The following is an 18,671-nucleotide window of genomic DNA, read 5'->3' as shown; positions in this document are numbered from 1 at the left end:
GTCTCAGCCGGGCGCAAGGGTGGCCGACTTTTGCTCCGCCCGGTGGCCGGAAATTGCTCCGCCGTTGACATTATCGAGATCATTGATGCGCGGATACAGCGTACAGATCCAAAGACGAACGCTACGCGCAAGATTTTCGACACGATCAGCGATAACGCCGCAAATGCGGGTTTCGTCACGGGCGGGCGGCCGATACGGCCCGGCGATGTCGACCTGCGTTGGGTCTCGGCGCTGCTCTATCGCAACGCTGTGATCGAGGATTCGGGTGTGGCGGCAGCGGTGTTGAACCACCCCGCAAATGGTCCAGCGTGGCTTGCCAACCGGCTTGCACCCCATGGCGAGTTCCTAAAGGCGGGCGAAATCATTTTGGGCGGGTCGTTTACCGCACCCGTTTTTGCAAATCGGGGCGACACGTTCCACATCGATTATGGGTCCCTTGGCTCGGTCGGGTTTCGTTTCGTATGAACAGGTTTAAGAAAGCGCTTGGTGCTGGCGAGGCTCAAATTGGGCTGTGGCAGGCTTTGGCCAATGCCTACACGGCCGAGATATGCGCAGGCGCGGGATTCGACTGGCTTTTGCTGGATGGCGAGCATGGTCCGAACGACATACCGCTGCTTTTGTCGCAGCTTCAGGCCGTTGCCGCTTACCCGGTCGAGCCCGTTGTGCGCGCACCGATTGGCGACGCATCGCTCATCAAACAATATCTGGATATAGGCGCTCGATCGCTGCTCATTCCCATGGTTGAGACAGGCGAACAGGCCAAATATCTGGTTCAAGCGACGCGGTACCCCCCAGCAGGCATTCGCGGCGTCGGCTCAGCGATCGGACGGGCGAGCCGTTGGAACAGAACGCCCGGATATCTGCATTCGGCCTCGGACGATCTCTGCCTCTTGCTGCAAGTGGAGACGAAGCTCGGCTTGGAGAATCTTTTGGAGATCGCGGTGCCAGACGGAGTAGACGGAGTCTTCATCGGACCGTCGGATCTAGCAGCCGCGCTCGGGCATCTAGGCAATCCCAGCCACATCGAGGTGCAAACGGCGATTGAAGCTGCCATCGGCGCGATTATCGGCGCAGGGAAGGCGGCAGGCATCCTCATGGCCGATGCGAAGCTCGCAAAACGGTATCTTGAACTCGGAGCGACCTTTGTGGCCGTAGGTACCGATGTCACACTTCTGGCGCGAGGCGCCGAGGGATTGGCGCGAGACTTCAACCGACACGAGGCTTCTGCGGATCGAGCGAGTGGCGTTTATTGAACCCGAACGGTCAGAGTGACGCGGCTCGATGACTGGGTCGGCGCGTCACACGATCGCCGGTCTGAAGCGTGCGTCGCCCTACGTGGGACCGTAGCATTGCTTGAAGTCGCGCTTACAATCTGGGCGAGCAGGTCGATCGCGCAGCCTAACGGCGTCGCTGCTTAAGCTCAGTTTGTATCCTTAAACCTCGCTTCGTGAATGTGCTTTTCCTAGCTCAGACCGTTTCGACCGAGATCTCCCTTTGGCTCCCGGTATCGAACCCGGCAGCGGTCCCGGCGGCCGATCCGGCCTTCGAGACCACGCCTTTCTGGAAACGATATATTTCCTGGAATGGGCCTTAACGTCGTCGCGGTTTTCCTGTTTGTGTCAAAGTCACGCATAAGGGATGCTGCGGCCGGCTTCGAAAGGTTGGAAACGCGGTTTACGGTAAAAGAGGGGGCGCTGCCCGGGCCTTTTTGAGAAGCTTACTTTCGGCAACTTCTTGGGATGGGGCCGAATAAAGCTAGGTATTCTCTAATCGCCCAGAATATCCGAAAAGCAGCCCCACTCTTAATTCAGTGTTGTAGTGAAGTATTTACGAATAGTGACCACCTCTCTAACTTAAGTTTTGTTGGGAGAGGAAGATAAAAAACGATTCAGGAGAGGGATTTATGGAAACGTTCTCATGCCGCAATTTTTTGGTGTCTCAGCTGGCGATTGTCGCGGCTTTGGTGGGCAGCGCGGCCCATGCACAGGCCGTTCCGGCCCCAAGTGCTGCACCGGCGACCCCGGCAGGCGCGAGCAACCCATCGGCTGGATCTGCGGTAGAAGAGATCGTTGTGACCGCGCAGCGCAGGTCCGAGAATCTTCAAAAGGTTCCGATTGCAGTTGCCGTGGCAACCGCTGCACAGCTCTCGAACAGCGGGATTTCGAACGTCCAAAATCTCAAGATGATTGCGCCCGGTGTCGAGGTTCAATCGAACAACGGGTACGCCCTGCCCATCATCCGAGGCGTTGGATCCAAAGGCACTGGCGCCGGTTTTGAATCACCTATCGCATTTTATGTGGACGGGGTGTATTATGCCAATGCAACGGCGAACATCCTGACTTTTAACAATGTCGCCCAGGTCGAGATTTTGAAAGGGCCGCAGGGCACGTTGTTCGGGAGAAATGCTACGGGTGGCCTGATCCAGGTTACCACCCGAGACCCGAAGAATACGTTCGGTGTCGAGGCTGATGCATCGTATGGAAACTATAAGACCTTTAAAGGCGATTTGTACGTAACTGGGCCGATCGCAAATGGGTTGACGGCAGACATTGCGATTCAGGGCGGCGCGATGGGCGACGGCTATGGCAAGAACTTCTTGACCGGTAAGGACGTCTATAAGATAGATCATAATATCGCCGTTCGGTCGAAAGTGTTGTGGCGGCCCGACCCTGCAACCGAAATGCGTCTCATTCTCGATTATACGGATTATCGGGACAGCATGAATCAGCAGCGGATTGCTCCGGGTTCTACCATACCCGCGCCCTATGGCCCGGCCTATGGTGGCAGCCCGTGGGACACGGATGTTGACTTCCCATCCTACGATGATGTGGCCACCGGCGGCGCAAGCCTACGCATTGACCATGATTTTAGCGGCATCCAGATGGCGAGCATTACGGCATATCGCAGGACAGCCATGAGCTTTGGCGTCGATGCGGATTACACAGAACGCCGTGGCCGGATTTTCCAGCAAACCCAGACCGATCGGCAGTTCTCACAAGAGCTACAACTGCTCTCCCCCAAGGGGGACGCGTTCAAGTGGGTATTGGGTGCCTATTATTTCAATGCCAACTCGGCATATCCTGACACCTTTGGCACTCTTACCTATGTGCCAGGGGTAGCCGGGTTCACGGGGTTTAACACCACGGGCGCGCAAAAGACGGATTCTATATCGGGTTTTGGCCAAGGAACGATTACCATTTTGTCTGGCTTAAACTTTACAGCCGGATTGCGGTATACCAGCGAGAAGCGCCGGCTTGTCGACGCGATGAATATCAATTTCCTTGCGAATGGCACACAGACGATCGATCTGCCGACCTTCCCGACATCGGTGCGCTTCAACAAGCTGACGTGGCGCTTCGCATTAGACTATCAGATCACGAACCAAGCGTTGGTCTATGCGTCGTATAACCGAGGCTTCAAAAGTGGCGGTTACAATACTAGCAGTCTGACCCTTCCGGCATTCGCGCCCGAGCAGCTTGACGCTTATGAAGTCGGTCTAAAAACCACCCTCTTCGATCGGCATGTCCGGTTGAATGGTGCTGGATTTTATTATGACTATACCAACGTGCAGGTGCAGCGTGCTATCAATGGTGCGACCGGAATCTACAACGGAGGCAAGGCGACCATTTACGGGTTCGAGGCTGAACTGCAAACGCAGATCACTTCGGCGTTGGGCCTAAACATCGGATACCAATTCACTCACGGTCGCTACGACGCATTTCCCGGTGCTTTGATATCTACGCCTAATCCGACCGGCGGCTACAATCAGACGATCGGGGACGCGAGTGGCAATACGACAGTGCTGAGTCCGAAAAGCACCCTGAGCGCGACGGCAAATTACCTCGTCCCGTTGGCGCAAGGCGATGTCAATTTCAACGTGAGCTACTATTACAATAGTGGCTATTTTCACGAGCCCGATAATCTGCTTCGGGAACCGGCCTACAGTCTGGTCAATGCCTCAATCAAATGGACGTCTGAGAACAAGCGTTTGTCTGTTTCGCTATGGGGTAATAACCTCAGCAACGAGGCCGTCGCAAACGTACGTGGTATCAACGCCGTGGGCGGCGGCCGCTACGTCCAGCGCGTCAGCTATGCCGCCCCGCGAACCTATGGCGTAACGGTCGGGACGAAGTTTTAAGTCATAGCGACGCCTGTATTATCGTTCGGTCTCGTTAAGCTAGGCCATGCTGGATATCGTCCAGGCTTCCTTTCGCGGGATGCCTGGATGATAACGTCTTAGAGGAGAGCGCAGATGCCCAAGTCGGCGCATCACTCACTAATCGAAGCGTTTCGCCAAGCGGTTTTAGCGTGCTCCAGACACTGAAATCCTTCCAGCGTGGTGCGTAAATAGGCGTCAAACTGGGACCCCAGATCGGCGTCCAAGAGGTACCCCCTTTTCTGATGTTAGGCTGTTGTCCCGGTAGTTCATAGGAGAGACCTGCGGCCGTCGCCGCGCGCCGCCACGAGCGCTGGCGGTGACGGCCGTGGGAGATTTCTGTGGACCCACCGGCTCAACAGCGGGGAGGGGCGGGGGAGGGTTTAGCTGCGGTTTCGTAGCCGCCAGCTGTCATTGCGGGTCTCGACGATGTCGCAGTGGTGAGTGAGCCGGTCGAGCATGGCCGTCGTCATCTTGGGATAGCCGAACACGGACGGCCACTCGCCGAACGCCAAGTTTGTGGTGATGATGACCGAGGTACGCTCGTAAAGCTTGCTGACGAGGTGGAACAGCAGCTGGCCACCGGAGCGGGCGAACGGCAGATGGCCGAGCTCATCGAGGACGACGAGGTCAAGCCGGGAGAACTGGGCAGCCAAGGTCCCTGCCTTGCCGATCCGGGCCTCCGCCTCGAGCCGGTTCACACCGGAATCTCAACAACCCGGCCGTCCGGTTCAAAGAGCAGGCCATGGTACATGCAGCGCAGACGCTCGCCTTCGCATCGACCAAGCGACAGGGGCGCCAGCCGATGATCGCAGCGATCCTGCAGCCCATGGAGCTGACCGGGCTCGCTGCGCCAGATGACTATGCGATCGTTTAGGATCGTGATCGTGAACGAGTTGTTCGGTTCGATTTCGTGCGACTAGGCAGCGACGTACCAGGCGTTGCGGACATAGCTCATGCGGCAAATTCTCGCGAAGGCTCAGTAACCACTGATCGGCGCCAGCGCCGGTCGCCCTAGGATCGCGTCACTGACTTTGTCACCGAGCATGATAGCCGTGCCGTTGGGGTTGCCCGAGATTTGTACAGGCAGCACGGAGAGGTCCACCACCCGCAACCCCTCGAGGCCTCGTACACGGCAGTCGCCGGTCACAACCGCATCGTCATCAACGCCCATTCTGCAGGTGCCACCCGGATGCTGGGTCGTGAAACTGGCTCGGCGATTAAATTCGTCGATCGCGTCGTCACTGCCGAGATAGACTGGCGGCAGCGTAATCTCACCGACAACAGAGGACAGGGCAGGCTGGGCGAGGTACTCGCGCATCAGCTTATGCCCGCGCCGCATCTCGTCGAGATCCCAAGGATCGGTGAGAAGATTATAGAGAATCTTCGGCGGCTCGATGGGGTTGGATGAGCGCAGCGTCACCGTGCCGCGGCTGCGCGGATGAGGAAGCGCATACATCGCCATCATAAAGTCGCCCGCGCCCTTCTTGATGCCGGGAAACCAGACCGTGTTGCTGATGCTTAGGGCGCTGATCATGAAACGCATATCAGGTCCCGTCGCGCCTTGGGTCGTCCGCATATTGGCGGCTGCAATTGCCGGCATCGCGCTCAGTTCATTGCGCATGCCCAGAAACCAGCGCGCGATCTGCATCGCGAATCGGTCAGCACGAAACGTGCGATGGAAAGCCGGCTCTTTGGTTTTCACCTCAAAGATCGCGGCAGGCTGATCGTGCAGGTTTTGCCCGACGCCAGGCAGGTCGTGCACGATCTTCACTCCTACATCGCGAAGGTGATCAGCCGGTCCAATTCCGGAAAGAAGGAGGAGCTGGGGCGAGCCGAACGTGCCGCTCGAAAGCACGACGTCGCGATCGGCGTGAGCGATTTTGCGCTCGCCTCTTTGCATATACTCGACGCCTATCGCTCGCCCGCCTTCGACGATTACGCGCAGAACCTGCGCCTCCGTTTCGATGTCCAGGGATGAGCGGCTGCGGATTGGCTCGATAAAAGCGGCCGCCGTCGTCGCGCGGCGCCCGCGGTCATCAACATTAAAATCGGGGACGTGAAAACCCTCGGGATCGGGGCCAGCGACATCATCCGTGACCGAGTAGCCCATATTGCGGGCCGCTTCAAAAGCCCGGCGCGTGAAGCGGTTTTCGATCTGGGGGCGCCTCACGGCGACCTCCCCGGCAACGCCGTGATACGACGATGTTCCCTTCCAATGATTTTCGACGCGCCGAAAATAGGGGACGACCGAAGCGTAATCCCACCCTGGCAAACCTTGCGAGGCCCATTGCTCGAAATCGTTCGGGTTACCGCGATTGTAGACGGCACCGTTAATTAGCGAGCTACCGCCGAGGCCTTTACCGCGCGGGATCTCCAGCCGGCGACCATACAATGCCGGTTCGGGCTCGCCTTCGAGGCGCCATGAGGACTTCGGGTGCATCCGCATACTGAAGCCGGCGAGCGGAATTTTGAAGCGCAGATCGCGGCGATGACTCGCGCCTGCCTCAAGAAGGAGAACGCGACCCGCGCCGGTGGCGCTCAATCGATTGGCGACAACCGACCCTGACGATCCAGAGCCAACGACAATAAAATCCCAACTCGACATCGCAGCTTCCCAACTCTCATTTCGTGGCCGGCGGCCTTAGAATGCTCGTGGCTCGGCGATGCCGGTTGCGCCTTCGCCTTCGATGACGAAGAGCCGCCCGCAATGCTCATCGCCTGGAACCCCAACGACGACAGGGTCCAGGGAAGTCACATAGATGCGATCTAAAGCCGGGCCGCCGAAGATGACGCTCGACACCCATGCCGTCGGCATCTCGATAGTTTGCTGTATATTTCCGTCCGGATCGTAGCGAACGACCTTCCCTGCGCCGCACAGAGCGACCCAGAGGCTACCATCGGCAGAAACAGTCGCGCCGTCGGGAATGCCACCCAAATCTGTCGTATCGGCGAAGAGGCTTCGCTCGCCGAGTGGACCACTGGTTGGGTAGTCGTACGCATAAATCTGCTTCGCAACGCTGTCGGCGATGTAGAGTTTGGACCCGTCGGGCGACCAGCATGGGCCGTTCCCCAACGTGAAGCCGTCAGCGATCATGTCGACAGAGCCGTCATGCTCGACGCGAAACAATACGCCCAACGGCTTTTGCATGGCCGCATCCGCCCCGACCGCGACAAATCGTCCCTGCCTGTCAATCTTCGCATCATTGAGCCGGGCGCCTTCATGCTGCGGAAGGGTGGCAATCTTCTCAAACGTGCCTGCTGCCTCGTCTTGAACAAACAGCCCATCGCCCATCACCAACATGAGCCGGGAAGTCCGATCACGTGTGGCTGCAACGACAATGTCAGGAGTGTCGAGTTTGAGAAACGCAATGCCCGATGGGTCGAACTCAATCACCTTCTTGCCGACAATATCGACCGCCAAAAGCGATTGGGTATCGACATCCCAGATCGGACTTTCCCCCACCACCAGGCGGTGTTCGCCGAAAAACGCTACATTCATGAAGCTATCCTCTCTGCGGTGACACTGCCTCACGACTGCGGCGACGGCTTGCGCTTGCCTGCCAAAAACTTGGCTAGGAACGACCTTCGAGCATTTGGCTCCGGATGCCGTCCAGAATGGTTTCGACAGCGCGAACGAATGCGTGTTCGAGGTCAAACCGTTGCTCCATGAACTCCCGGATGCGCGGATTTTGCTCATTGAGCATCCATCCGATCACCGCACTCGCGATCAGAAAGGTGACCTCGTGAGAGCGTTCAGGATTGAAGCCGGCAGCGATCAGCGGAGCCTCGATTCGCGGAATCGTCTGCTCACGCATTTCATTGCTGGGCCAAGCAGCAATCAGCAACCGAGCCCCATCTGGGTAAGGCAGGATCGCCTTGCGGACTGCTACGGCGAAGGCAGCGCTCCAAGCGTCCCATGGCAAGGATGGATCGATACTCGCGACTGGAACTGAAACGATGGCATTCGCCATGTCCCCCAGCAGCTCCTGCTTATTTTTGTAGTGATGATAAAGGGCCGGACCCCGGACCTTTAGCACCTCGGCGAGCTTGCGAGTGCTCACCGCATCGAGCCCTTGAACGCGCAAAATATCCAGCGCGGCCCGGACGATCTCCCCCTTGTCGATGATGCTCACTCCCATCTGACTTGATTCGCATTTCTACATAGCTTAGCACTGCTAAGGAAGATGGAGCCTCACGGAGATGGGGCGGGTTGGCGAGGATATGACAATGTATTTCAGCACCCGCGACTTTGCGCCGTCGAGGCGAGTGAACGAATGGCGAGAGGCGGTTTTTTCGCATTGCGGCGAGTTCCAGCTCGAATTCGATCGCCCGGACAGCGAAGCTAATCTGCAGCTCAGGCGAATCGGCTCTCTTGCCTGCGCGCGGCTCAGTCAGTCGCTGCGGCGAGTATATAGGACCGATACGCAGGCGATGCGGTCGCAATCGGATGACGGCTTCGTTCTTCTTCAACTGTCGGGCACCGCCCAGCTGACGCAATTCGATCGTCGTACCAGCCTGCTTCCTGGCGACGTCACATTGATCGACGCCGGTGCGCCGTTCGAGATCAACCTTTTTGAGCGGAATTCCCAGATTTGCGTTCATGTTCCGAAGGACAGCTTGTCCGATGCGGCCGGCGGCTGGCAGGGCAGGTTTGGCGGAAAGCTTCCGGCGTCGACGAGCTACCTTCTTCACTCACTGGTGGGCTCGGCGTTTGGGCCCGCCGATTGCTTTAGTCAGGAACAAGGCAACATCCTGGTCACTGCCTTTTTGGCTCTGCTGGCAAATGGATGGCAGGACTCGGCCGCTACCAAGGAGGCGCCCGTGGAAGCCGAATCCGAATCGGCGCAGAAGGTCAAAACCTTCATCATGGCGCATCTTGGCGACGAGATGCTCAATCCGCGAACGATCGCGTCGGCAATCGGTGTATCGGAGCGGCGCTTGCACCGCATTTTCAGCACGAAAGGTGAATCGGTTTCGCACTGGATCCGCCAGTGCCGCCTCGAGCGATGCGCGAACGAGTTTCGCAACCCGAGCTACCGCGAACGCTCGATTACCGAAATTGCGTATGCCTGGGGCTTCAATGACTCCGCGCATTTCAGCCGCCTATTCCGCAAGGAGTTCGGCGTACCACCGCGCGAATACCGGCGCGCCGCGCTGACGCACTAGTGAATGCTGCACGCCCCGACGAACCGCGCTCAACGGCCTAATCTTGGCAGCGAGGGACAAGTTTTCCGACGCGCTCGCTCGCATGATGCGCGGGAATGCAATCGGAGAGACTGATGGAATATCCCGACGATCCTCAAGCGATCCTGCGGATGTCTACGACGCCCGAAGGAAAGCAGGACCCGCACCGGCTTTTCAGCCACATGCGCTCAATCACGCCTACCTGGCACGACGCAGATAGCGGCATGCTCTATTTGCTGAACTACAGAGATTGCCAGGAGGCGATGCGCTCCGCAGATTTCGGCGCCCCCGACCTCCTCCGCAAATCGCCGGCATTCGAAGGGAGTGCATCCCTGCAATTCCTAGCTGATGCTCTATCAAATATGGATCCGCCTCAACATACCCGCATCCGCTCCCAGGTGCAGCGAAGCTTCTCTGTCCGCGTGCTCGACCGAAGCAAGGCGCATGTCGAAGCGCTTGTGGCGGCACGGATTTCCGACCTGGAAAAGCGTGAGCGTTTCGACCTGGTAGCGGACTATGCCGCACGCATTCCCGCTGATGTGATTTGTTCACTTCTTGGTGTCCCGAACGAAGATCAGGGCAAGTTCTTTGAGTGGCTGGCGCCTCAATTCCGACTGCTATCGCCCACCCCGCCGACAGCAGAGGTACTACGAGAAGCCGATGACGCGTTAGCGGCTCTCGTATCCTACATTGAGTCTTTGATCGCGAGCAGGCGCGAAAATCCTCAGGTCGATCTGATCAGTGAGCTGGTCGCAACCCAGGAGAATTCGGAAGATCCGATCTCGCTTAGAGAGATGGCGGTTACGCTCGCGATTCTATTGGCGGGTGGCACCGACACGACCAAAACGGCGATCTCGGTCGGCTTGCAGCTATTGCTGGAACATCCCGACCAAGTGCGGATGCTGCACAGCGAGCCGGCCTTGGTTCGAACGGCGTTCGAGGAAATAGTCCGCTACGCGGGCGCTGTCGTCGTCACCAACAGCCGACGCGCTCTGCGCGATACGACGCTTGGGGACCAGTCGATCGCAGCCGGCGATTATGTCGTCCCGGTGCTCGCGGCCGCCAACCGTGATCCAGATCGTTTTGAGAACCCGGAGCAGTTTGACATCACGCGTAACCCTAATCCGCATATCGGATTCGGCGGCGGCGTGCATGTTTGCGTCGGGAATATGCTGGCGAGAATGGTGGGCCACGTCGCAATCCCCGCGCTGCTTAGCGCCTTGCCCGGCATCGAACTGGAGCAGACGACGCGTGACGTTGATCTCCAACTCCCGGCTATGCTCGGTCTCAAAACGTTGCCGGTCCGTCGAACCCACTAAGCATAGTCCGGCGAAGGTGAGGGCCGGTCGGCCCTCACCTTCATTTCAAAGAAAATTATTCGGCCAAATCATTGTCCGCCACATGTGTGATGCGGGGCTATCGTCGAAGCCGAGCCCTTCCTCTGGCTCGCGGAAATTGCGACCGATAATATCGGTGAAAATTTCGGGGTCGGGCACCGGTCCTTGATCAAAGAAATAGATGTCGTACAGCGTCACTAAACGCGACGTCATGTACCATTTGTGCGCCTTCGCGCGCTCGGCATCGCGCCGGATATATTCCGGCGGGACATAGTCCTCGCCGAAGAAGCGGTGGTAACTTTCCGGATATTTATAGCCCACGCTCTCATCCGCAAAATACCGCAGAGGTTGGTGATATTTGATCGCCCAAGCGACCTCTTCGTCGACGTAGGGCGCGACCATTTGGGCACCCCAGTAGCCGTGATCGACGCGCACAAGGCAGCCGTTTGAAATGTCATGCAGGAGGCACGCAAGGATCACCTTCTCATCCATGCCGCCTTCCATCGCGCGCTGCCCGCTGATGAGCAGATGGCGGAAGGCCATGTCGCCAAAGCGAAGGTGGAAAAAGTCGAGTAGCTTCGGCTTTTTGGGCATCCGCGGCAGCGCGGGATTGTCGCCCATCATCATTACCGCGTCGGGGCCGAGACGGGCAAGCAGTTCGGGCTCGTCGTCGGTGCGATCGGTGCCTCTCCATCCTACGGGAGACGGGTAAATTTGGCGGAGACGCCCTTCCTGCGGGTAGGCTTCTTCTTCCGGACCGCACATAAATCAGACCTTTGCAAAAGCAGTAGGAGGAGCCGCAGCCGATGCCGCTGTCGATCGCGCGTAGCGGCGCGACAACCAAGCGCAGACCATCAACTGAAGCTGGTGAAAGAGCATGAGGGGGACAACGACCGCGCCGAGTGTCGGCCCGGCAAAAAGAACGCGAGCCATCGGAATGCCGCTCGCAAGGGTCTTCTTGGATCCGCAAAAAACGATGGCGATTTCGTCTGCGCGATCGAAGCCAAGCGAACGGCTTCCGAACAACGTAATCAGCAGGATAAGCGCGAGTAACAAGGCGCAGATGGCTATCAAGGAGCCGAGGGTCGACCACGCGAGGCCGTGCAGCATGCCGCTCACGATCACGCCCGAGAAAGCCGAATAGACGGCGAGCAGGATGGTGGATCGATCCGTCAGCGAAAGAAGCTTCTTACGACGCGTCGCCCACTCTGCGAGCCAAATGCGCATCACCTGGCCGACGATGAAGGGAAGCAGCAACTCGGAAAAAATCTTGCTTACGCTCGAAAGCGAAAATCCAGGCCCTTGAGATTTAAGAAGGAGCGACGCGAGTAGCGGCGTCAACACAATGCCTGCCAGATTGGAAAGCGTGGCGGCTGCCACCGCTCCAGGAATGTTGCCTTTGGCGATCGAGGTGAAGGCTATCGACGACTGTACCGTTGATGGAAGCACGCAAAGAAACAGAACGCCGAGCCATAGCGGCGCCGGCAAGAGCGGGCCGAGCAGCTTTGAAAGCGCCAGACCGAGCAGCGGAAATATGACGAAGGTTGCAGCCAGGATCGCGCTGTGGAGCCGCCAGTGAACAAGGCTCGACATCACCGCTTGGCGCGGGAGGTGCACCCCGTGCAAAAAGAACAGCAATACGATCGCGGCCGTTGTGATTTCGTCGACGATGCCGGCGAAACCTGCGCGCGCTGGAAGGAAGACAGCGAGCCCAACCGCGCTCAAAAGCGCGATGATGAACGGATCGGGGATCAGCCGACGCATTTCAATACTCCGGCACGCTGGATCAACAAAAAGACGCCGAGCGCGCAAAGCAGCATCGGCACCATCAGTAGGGCCAGGATCATCGTCGGCTGCGCGTGCGCCGCAAGCATGGCCGCCATAACGATAGGCCCGATGATGGAGCCAAAACGTCCCACGCCGCTTGACCATCCGATGCCGGTGGCACGGATCGCGTTAGGGTAGATATTGGCCGTAAAACTACCCAGCGCCATCTGTCCGCCGATAGCCCCCGCGCCCACCAGAGTGATCAGCACGAGCCAAAAGCCGCGAGATGCCGGCCCGACGGCAAATAAGGTGAACAGCGCCGCCGTCGCGATGAAGCAGGTGACGAGGCTACGCGCGACGAGACCGCGGTCGATGAGCCACGCGAAAAACACGCTTCCGCCCATCGCGCCCAGCGCCAGAAGCCCGGTTGCCCGCTGAGCGTCTCCTCTTTCCCAGCCCGCTTCGCCGAGCAGGGTTGGAAGCCAGCTAATCATTGATGCAGCGACGAACAAATTAAGACAAAAGGTCGCCCAAATGAGCAGCGTCACCGCGCGGAAATCCGGCGTGAACAGCGCTCTTAAGGATGCGGTGCGCGCGCTAGAATCGACCGAGCGGCTCGCGTCAGAGAAACGCGGCATCACAAGGGAAACCAAAACACCGGCGCCAAGCGTGGTGATTGCGCCGGCGCCGAATATGCCGCGCCAACCCCAGACAGGCTCGATCGCGGCGCTCAGAAATCCAGCACAAAGTGAGCCCAAGGGCTGGCAGGCGATCATGGCCGTAATGAGCGCCGTGCGTTTGGAAGGCGGGGCCACCTCGGACACAATGGCTATCGCAATCGGTACGATTGCGCCCATGCCGAGGCCGCAAGCGAACCGCCAAGCGGCGAGCGGTGTCGTGCCATGCGAAAGAGACACCCCCACGCTAGTGAGACCGACCAGCAGCAGAAATGCGGCCAGCATGTGCTTACGTTCGTATCGGTCGCCCAGGGGGCCAAGGAGCGCCGCACCAAGCGCCGTCCCAACCAGCGACGCACTTACGGCGATGGTCAAACTATGGGGCTCAACTCCATAATCCTCCGCGATGCCCGGTATCGCGAGGCCAAGCGCTTGAATGTCATAGCCATCGAAAAAGGTGGCCAGGGAGCATAGCGCTATGACCCCGTAGACATTTCTCACAGCGGCGCCTCAAAGCGCGCGATAGTCCGCTTGGCTGGCTCGATGACGACCGGGTCCAAGAAAGTCTCGCCCGACATACCCGAACCTTCGCCGGCTTGATTGAAGGCCTCCATCTTCACGAGCACATCACGCGCGTAGGCCACTTCGCCCTCGCTCGGCCGATAGGCCTCGTGGACGGTGCGGACTTGTTCTGGCGCCAACACGAGCTTTCCGTCAAAGCCCATCATCATGCCCCAGCGTGCGTCTTCGCTGAGGGTCGCATGATCATTGATGATCGGCCACGGCGCATCCATTGCCCACAACCCGTAAGTCCGCGCTGAAAGAATGATCCGAGCGCGGTGAAAGTGGAAAAGGTCGCCCGGGTATTTAGACCGGTCTTGGAGATAGGCGCCGATATTTACGTGAAGCGAAACGCTCAGATCACCGATCGCAAAGCCCAATGCTTCAACATTGGGTGAGCAAGAGGCAAGCGTGTCGATGTTGGTGAGCGCGTAGGCCGACTCGATCCCGACGATGTAGCCAATCTGGTTGGCAAACCCCTTATCGGCTCGGATCTCCTCGATCCAGCTATCTAAGCGCAGAATCTCCTCAACGGTCTCCGGCTTGGAGAGCAAAAGCGTGTCGATAAATTGACCAGCTTGGCCGACGACCGTGCGAACGTCGTCCTCGGCGAAGTCGCCCGACATCGCGTTGATACGCACCGCGCGAGCCGCACGGCCCCATATATCCTCCGCCAGCAAGCGAACGATTAGCTCGCGAGCCTCCGCTTTACGCGACGGATGCACCGTATCTTCAAGATCTAGGCAAATGAGATCCGCGCCGCAGCTGCTGATGCGCGATCGGATAGCCGCTTCGTCCATCGTTCCCGGAATGAAAATTGTCGTCCGACGCAGCATTGGCGTTCTCCCCTTGATCATTTGCCAAGCCACGCCGGTGATCGACGCGGCCAATGCGATTGCCTTGCTATGCCGCCGAAATTTTCCGGCGCTACAACAGCTGTCGTCAGCATTTTATGCTGAACCGGCAGGCATTTCCTGTCTAAATGGTCACACATTCGGCCACGTACGGTCACAATATGGTGACGCCGCCGGTGCTTTGGAGCAGTTTATGACCTTGGGGGCTCTCGATCGCAAAATCCTCGACCGTCTTCAACAAAACGGTCGCATTTCCAACGTGGCACTCGCCGAGCAAATCGGGATGTCACCAAGCCCATGCCTGCGCCGGCTGAAACAGTTAGAAGATAGTGGTGTGATCAAAGGGTATACCGCGATTCTCGATCGCGTTGCTGTTGGGCAGGGCCTGTTGGCGTTCGTGGAAGTTAAGGTGCCCCAAGTTCCTGGCGAGCCCATCATAGAGCGCTTCAGCGAAGCGGTACTGCGTGAGCCTGCGATCGTCGGCTGCTACGTTACGGCGGGACAATTTGACTTCCTGCTGAAGGTCGTCACTGCCGACATGCTTTCTTACGGCCAGCTCGCTCAAAATGTGATTCTGCGACTGCCCGGCGTGCAGGACACACGAACGACCTTCGTTTTGGAAACGATCAAAGAGACCACCGCGGTGCCGATCACAGCGTGACTCCATCCTCGACGAGCTTCAAATTGGCGTAGACCAATCGGGCACCGTGTCGCGGATTCGCAAATAATTGGCGCAAGCGCTCAATCACGCGCGGCGCAGCTACCCCTACAAACGATCTGATAACGTATTCGCGCCCTGCGTGGCGCTAAGGGGAGGTTATATGAAGCGGATTGGACGCTACGCTGCTCTGGCAACAGGTGCGAGTGCCTTGGCGCTGGTGTGCTCTTGCCCGGTGATGGCGCAAGACGCCGTCCCAACCGCGACACCGGCGCCTGCAAATGATGGCGAAATCATTGTGACCGCGCAGCGCCGCACCCAGCGCCTTCAGGACGTGCCGGTAGCCGTGTCGGTCGTCGATGGCGCAGCGCTAAAGCGCCAGAACCTCAACTCCCTCGAGGATGTTGCGACCCGCCTTCCGGATGTGAAAATCACGACAGGTTCGCTGGTCAACCAGATCAACATTCGTGGCGTGGGCTCGGGCCAGAATGCTGGCTTCGAGCAGTCGGTCGCCACGTTCGTTTACGGCGTCTATCGCAGTCGCTCGATGTCAGCGCGTGCAGCTTTATTCGACGTCGCCCAGGTCGAGGTTTTGAAGGGTCCGCAAACGACGTTCTTCGGCGCGAATGCGATCGCCGGCGCCCTGAACATCACGACACGCAAGCCTGGGACAGAGCATTGGCTACAACGCGAGCGCCCTCTACGCTTTCGAGGACGGCGAGTATAACGTCGAGGCGGGCGTCGATCTTCCCGCCAGCGACACCCTGGCCTTTCGTGTCGCAGGCCGCGTCGCAGGCATGGACGGCTACGTTTACAACCGCGCACTCGATCAAAATGGTCCGCATGAACGCACGGGTCAGGGGCGCATTTCCGCTCGCTGGGAACCGACCAGCTCGTTCCGATCGGACAATCGGATCGACTACTTTCGGTCGCGCGTGAACAACGCATATTCGTTTGTATTGACCGGCTGCCCGGTAAGCGCGCCCATCGTTGAAACAGCGGCGAAAAGCTGCGGTTCGTACCTCGCAGCAGGCGGCCGTCCCTACACATCCCTTGGATATGAGAGCGTCTCTCCGAAGAACTTTGCGAACGTGAATTTCTGGGAGGCGTCGTCGACAAACGCGCTCGACGTCGGGCCCGGTACCCTCTCAGCAATCACCGGGTACATAAACCAGAAGGTCAACGCGCTCACACAACCGATCCCGCTGCCTCTGCCGGGCGCGGTCGGCGGCAATCAAGGATCGCCGGTCTATCTGGGCGAGCGTTTTCATCAGTTTAGCCAGGAAGTGCGCTATCAGCCGCAAACCGGCGGCACGTTCGAATACATGTTCGGTGGCTACTACTCGAACTCTCACCTCTACAATTACAACTACGTAGGCTTCTTTTTCCTGCCCTTCGGCGCTTTCAGCCCGCTTGGAACTACGAACGCAGCGACCCAGGTCACTGGCAGCCCGAAGCTGCATGAGGACGACCGCACTTTGTCGGCCTTTGCTTCGCTGACGGTTCGCCCGATCGCGCGCGTCCGCATCAACCTTGGTGCGCGCTACTCGAACATCCACAAGGAAGCCGTCCGCGACGTCACGCTCGGCACATCAACCGGCGCTGTACCGTCGACCTATGTCCCATTCACTTCGCCAACGCTCAATGTCTATGCTGGCATCCTAGGCGCCGATCTGGGTCAGTTTGCCCAGCTCAAGCGGACCGACGACAAATTCATGCCGTCCGCCGGCATCCAGTATGATGCTGCGAAAGATGTGATGCTTTACGCGACTTACTCCAAAGGCTTCAAAGCTGGCGGGTATAGCGCTGCTTCGCTCGCAAACTCGTTCGAGCCCGAGACGGTCAACGCGTACGAGGTTGGCATGAAAAGCCGCTTCCTCGATCGCCGATTGACGCTCAACACCGCGGTGTTCCGTAGCGACTACAGTAACCTCCAGGAATCGACGATCGTCATCTCCAATGCCGGGACCATCATCTCGCTGGTGCAGAATGCTGCGAAATCGCGTTCGCAGGGTGTCGAGGTGAGCGCGAGCTGCCGGGTTTCTACTGAATTCACGCTCAGCGCAGACGTTGCCGGACTTGATTCGAAGTACACCACCTACACCAATGGCGCCTGCACTGTGCTGGGGAACTTTCTGTCGACGACGTGCCGGCAGGATTTGAGCGGCAAGCGGCGGCCTTATGCTCCGAAATGGAGCGGCAACATCGCCGCCAATATCTCGTTGCCTGTCGCCAGCGACTATCGCCTGCACATCGATCCGGTGATGTATTTCAGTTCGAAATTTTTCGAGAGTGCAACTGCCGATCCGCTTTTGACGCAAAAGGGCTACGCCAAATTTGATCTGCGCCTTGGCGTAGGCCCGAGCAACGAACGTTGGATGCTGTCGGTCATCGGCAAGAATCTATCGAATGTGGCGACCTCCGGCTTCCGCCAGCAGGTCACAAATTCGTCTGCTGTCTATGCACTGCCCGACCGCCCACGCGCCATCGCCTTGCAGTTCTCGATCAAGGGATAATCTATCACGAGAGGCTGGAGGTGCAGGTCGGTCACGATCAGCGCCTAATTTTTTGGAAAAAGATGGTCTGCATTCGGCGCTTGTATTGCAGATCTGTGGGTAGATAGGCGTCGAATTGGAACCCCAAATCGGTGTCCAAGAGCGACTCCCTTTTCTGATGGAAGGCTGTTGTCCCGGTAGTTCATAGGAGAGACCTGCGGCCGTCGCCGCGCGCCGCCACGAGCGCTGGCGGTGACGGCCGTGGGAGATTTCTGTGGACCCACCGGCTCAACAGCGGGGAGGGGCGGGGGAGGGTTTAGCTGCGGTTTCGTAGCCGCCAGCTGTCATTGCGGGTCTCGACGATGTCGCAGTGGTGAGTGAGCCGGTCGAGCATGGCCGTCGTCATCTTGGGATAGCCGAACACGGACGGCCACTCGCCGAACGCCAAGTTTGTGGTGATGATGACCGAGGTACGCTCGTAAAGCTTGCTGACGAGGTGGAACAGCAGCTGGCCACCGGAGCGGGCGAACGGCAGATGGCCGAGCTCATCGAGGACGACGAGGTCAAGCCGGGAGAACTGGGCAGCCAAGGTCCCTGCCTTGCCGATCCGGGCCTCCGCCTCGAGCCGGTTCACAGGGATGAGGGTGCAGCTCGGCCCGGCGTCGGCACTCTGCCCCCAGCCACCCGTTGAGCTCTTCCAAGGTAGCGAACCGTAGCCGGGGCTGAAAGAAGCGGCCGCGCATCGTCGGAACCTGATGCTCAACCTGGCCCTTCTCCCATCCCGCCGCCGGCGAGCAGGCGACGGGCTCGACCATGTAATGATCGGCCATGATCAGGAAGCGGCGGTTGAACACCCGCTCTTTGCTGGTGAACACTGTCGTCACCGCAGTCTTCATGCTGTCGTAGATGCCGCGGGTCGGCACACCGCCAAAGAAAGCGAACGCGCGCGCATACGCGTCGAACAACATCTCCTGCGTCT

The 18,671-nt window shown here is 58.7% G+C and carries 17 protein-coding genes and 2 pseudogenes; 8 read left to right on the top strand and 11 right to left on the bottom strand.

Going from position 1 to position 18,671, the window contains the following annotated elements; translation table 11 throughout:
• The first annotated feature begins 30 nt into the window (after positions 1-30).
• From CMV14_RS16085 to CMV14_RS16075, 3 genes are all read left to right on the top strand, one after another.
• Positions 31-465 (top strand): FAA hydrolase family protein, encoded by a 435-nt coding sequence (locus CMV14_RS16085; protein ID WP_408014333.1) that lies wholly within the window; start codon positions 31-33, stop codon positions 463-465.
• A complete protein-coding gene (gene hpaI, locus CMV14_RS16080) occupies positions 462-1,253 on the top strand; it encodes a 4-hydroxy-2-oxoheptanedioate aldolase (RefSeq protein WP_066970331.1) in 792 nt (263 codons plus the stop codon). Before CMV14_RS16085 ends, hpaI begins: the two co-directional genes overlap by 4 nt.
• Before the next feature lie 650 nt (positions 1,254-1,903).
• On the top strand, positions 1,904-4,138 hold the full coding sequence (locus CMV14_RS16075) for a TonB-dependent receptor (RefSeq protein ID WP_066970334.1): 2,235 nt from the start codon (positions 1,904-1,906) through the stop codon (positions 4,136-4,138).
• Positions 4,139-4,539: 401 nt separating this feature from the next.
• Here CMV14_RS16075 and CMV14_RS16070 read toward each other — a convergent pair.
• From CMV14_RS16070 to CMV14_RS16050, 5 genes and pseudogenes are all read right to left on the bottom strand, one after another.
• Positions 4,540-4,857, bottom strand: a pseudogene (locus CMV14_RS16070) (ATP-binding protein); the annotation flags it as partial.
• The gene (locus CMV14_RS27180; RefSeq protein WP_238147306.1) at positions 4,854-5,015 is read right to left on the bottom strand and encodes a Rieske 2Fe-2S domain-containing protein; all 162 of its coding nucleotides are present in this window, start codon (positions 5,013-5,015) and stop codon (positions 4,854-4,856) included. The pseudogene CMV14_RS16070 and the gene CMV14_RS27180, both read right to left, overlap by 4 nt.
• 120 nt (positions 5,016-5,135) lie before the next feature.
• A complete protein-coding gene (locus tag CMV14_RS16060) occupies positions 5,136-6,764 on the bottom strand; it encodes a GMC family oxidoreductase (RefSeq protein ID WP_066970195.1) in 1,629 nt (542 codons plus the stop codon).
• 36 nt (positions 6,765-6,800) lie between these two features.
• On the bottom strand, positions 6,801-7,658 hold the full coding sequence (locus CMV14_RS16055) for an SMP-30/gluconolactonase/LRE family protein (protein WP_176489162.1): 858 nt from the start codon (positions 7,656-7,658) through the stop codon (positions 6,801-6,803).
• A 73-nt stretch (positions 7,659-7,731) separates the two neighbouring features.
• The gene (locus CMV14_RS16050) at positions 7,732-8,292 is read right to left on the bottom strand and encodes a TetR family transcriptional regulator (RefSeq protein WP_176489163.1); all 561 of its coding nucleotides are present in this window, start codon (positions 8,290-8,292) and stop codon (positions 7,732-7,734) included.
• A gap of 94 nt (positions 8,293-8,386) precedes the next feature.
• Here CMV14_RS16050 and feaR point away from each other — a divergent pair, with 94 nt between their 5' ends.
• Together feaR and CMV14_RS16040 are read left to right on the top strand one after the other, a co-directional pair.
• Positions 8,387-9,325, top strand: a complete 939-nt coding sequence (gene feaR, locus CMV14_RS16045; protein WP_066970187.1) for a transcriptional regulator FeaR — start codon at positions 8,387-8,389, stop codon at positions 9,323-9,325.
• A 113-nt stretch (positions 9,326-9,438) separates the two neighbouring features.
• On the top strand, positions 9,439-10,662 hold the full coding sequence (locus CMV14_RS16040) for a cytochrome P450 (protein WP_176489164.1): 1,224 nt from the start codon (positions 9,439-9,441) through the stop codon (positions 10,660-10,662).
• A 45-nt stretch (positions 10,663-10,707) separates the two neighbouring features.
• Here the strand turns inward: CMV14_RS16040 and CMV14_RS16035 are convergent, their stop codons facing one another.
• The 4 genes from CMV14_RS16035 to CMV14_RS16020 are packed head-to-tail and all read right to left on the bottom strand — an operon-like array spanning position 10,708 to position 14,575.
• On the bottom strand, positions 10,708-11,445 hold the full coding sequence (locus CMV14_RS16035; protein WP_066970175.1) for an HD domain-containing protein: 738 nt from the start codon (positions 11,443-11,445) through the stop codon (positions 10,708-10,710).
• A gap of 3 nt (positions 11,446-11,448) precedes the next feature.
• Entirely contained in the window at positions 11,449-12,444 is a 996-nt protein-coding gene (locus CMV14_RS16030) for a bile acid:sodium symporter family protein (RefSeq protein WP_066970172.1), read from the bottom strand.
• Positions 12,432-13,625, bottom strand: coding sequence for an MFS transporter (locus CMV14_RS16025; RefSeq protein ID WP_066970170.1), 1,194 nt, complete (start codon positions 13,623-13,625; stop codon positions 12,432-12,434). Before CMV14_RS16025 ends, CMV14_RS16030 begins: the two co-directional genes overlap by 13 nt.
• On the bottom strand, positions 13,622-14,575 hold the full coding sequence (locus tag CMV14_RS16020; protein WP_139114838.1) for an HpcH/HpaI aldolase/citrate lyase family protein: 954 nt from the start codon (positions 14,573-14,575) through the stop codon (positions 13,622-13,624). Before CMV14_RS16020 ends, CMV14_RS16025 begins: the two co-directional genes overlap by 4 nt.
• Here CMV14_RS16020 and CMV14_RS16015 point away from each other — a divergent pair.
• From CMV14_RS16015 to CMV14_RS16005, 3 genes are all read left to right on the top strand, one after another.
• Entirely contained in the window at positions 14,559-15,200 is a 642-nt protein-coding gene (locus CMV14_RS16015) for an Lrp/AsnC family transcriptional regulator (RefSeq protein ID WP_202820857.1), read from the top strand. The two genes, CMV14_RS16020 and CMV14_RS16015, sit on opposite strands and share 17 nt — an antisense overlap.
• 160 nt (positions 15,201-15,360) lie before the next feature.
• Entirely contained in the window at positions 15,361-15,924 is a 564-nt protein-coding gene (locus tag CMV14_RS16010; RefSeq protein ID WP_096367767.1) for a TonB-dependent receptor plug domain-containing protein, read from the top strand.
• 70 nt (positions 15,925-15,994) lie between these two features.
• Entirely contained in the window at positions 15,995-17,713 is a 1,719-nt protein-coding gene (locus CMV14_RS16005) for a TonB-dependent receptor (RefSeq protein WP_096367766.1), read from the top strand.
• 295 nt (positions 17,714-18,008) lie between these two features.
• Here CMV14_RS16005 and CMV14_RS27015 read toward each other — a convergent pair.
• Both CMV14_RS27015 and CMV14_RS27010 read right to left on the bottom strand, forming a co-directional pair.
• A pseudogene (locus CMV14_RS27015) lies at positions 18,009-18,326 on the bottom strand (ATP-binding protein); the annotation flags it as partial.
• Positions 18,256-18,660 (bottom strand): hypothetical protein, encoded by a 405-nt coding sequence (locus CMV14_RS27010; protein WP_238147323.1) that lies wholly within the window; start codon positions 18,658-18,660, stop codon positions 18,256-18,258. The gene CMV14_RS27010 and the pseudogene CMV14_RS27015, both read right to left, overlap by 71 nt.
• Between the last annotated feature and the right edge of the window lie 11 nt (positions 18,661-18,671).

The sequence above is a fragment of the Rhizorhabdus dicambivorans genome (assembly GCF_002355275.1).
Classification (GTDB): Bacteria; Pseudomonadota; Alphaproteobacteria; order Sphingomonadales; family Sphingomonadaceae; genus Rhizorhabdus; species Rhizorhabdus dicambivorans.
Note: the sequence above shows the minus strand (reverse complement) of the source record. Positions and strands in the feature narration are given on the sequence as shown.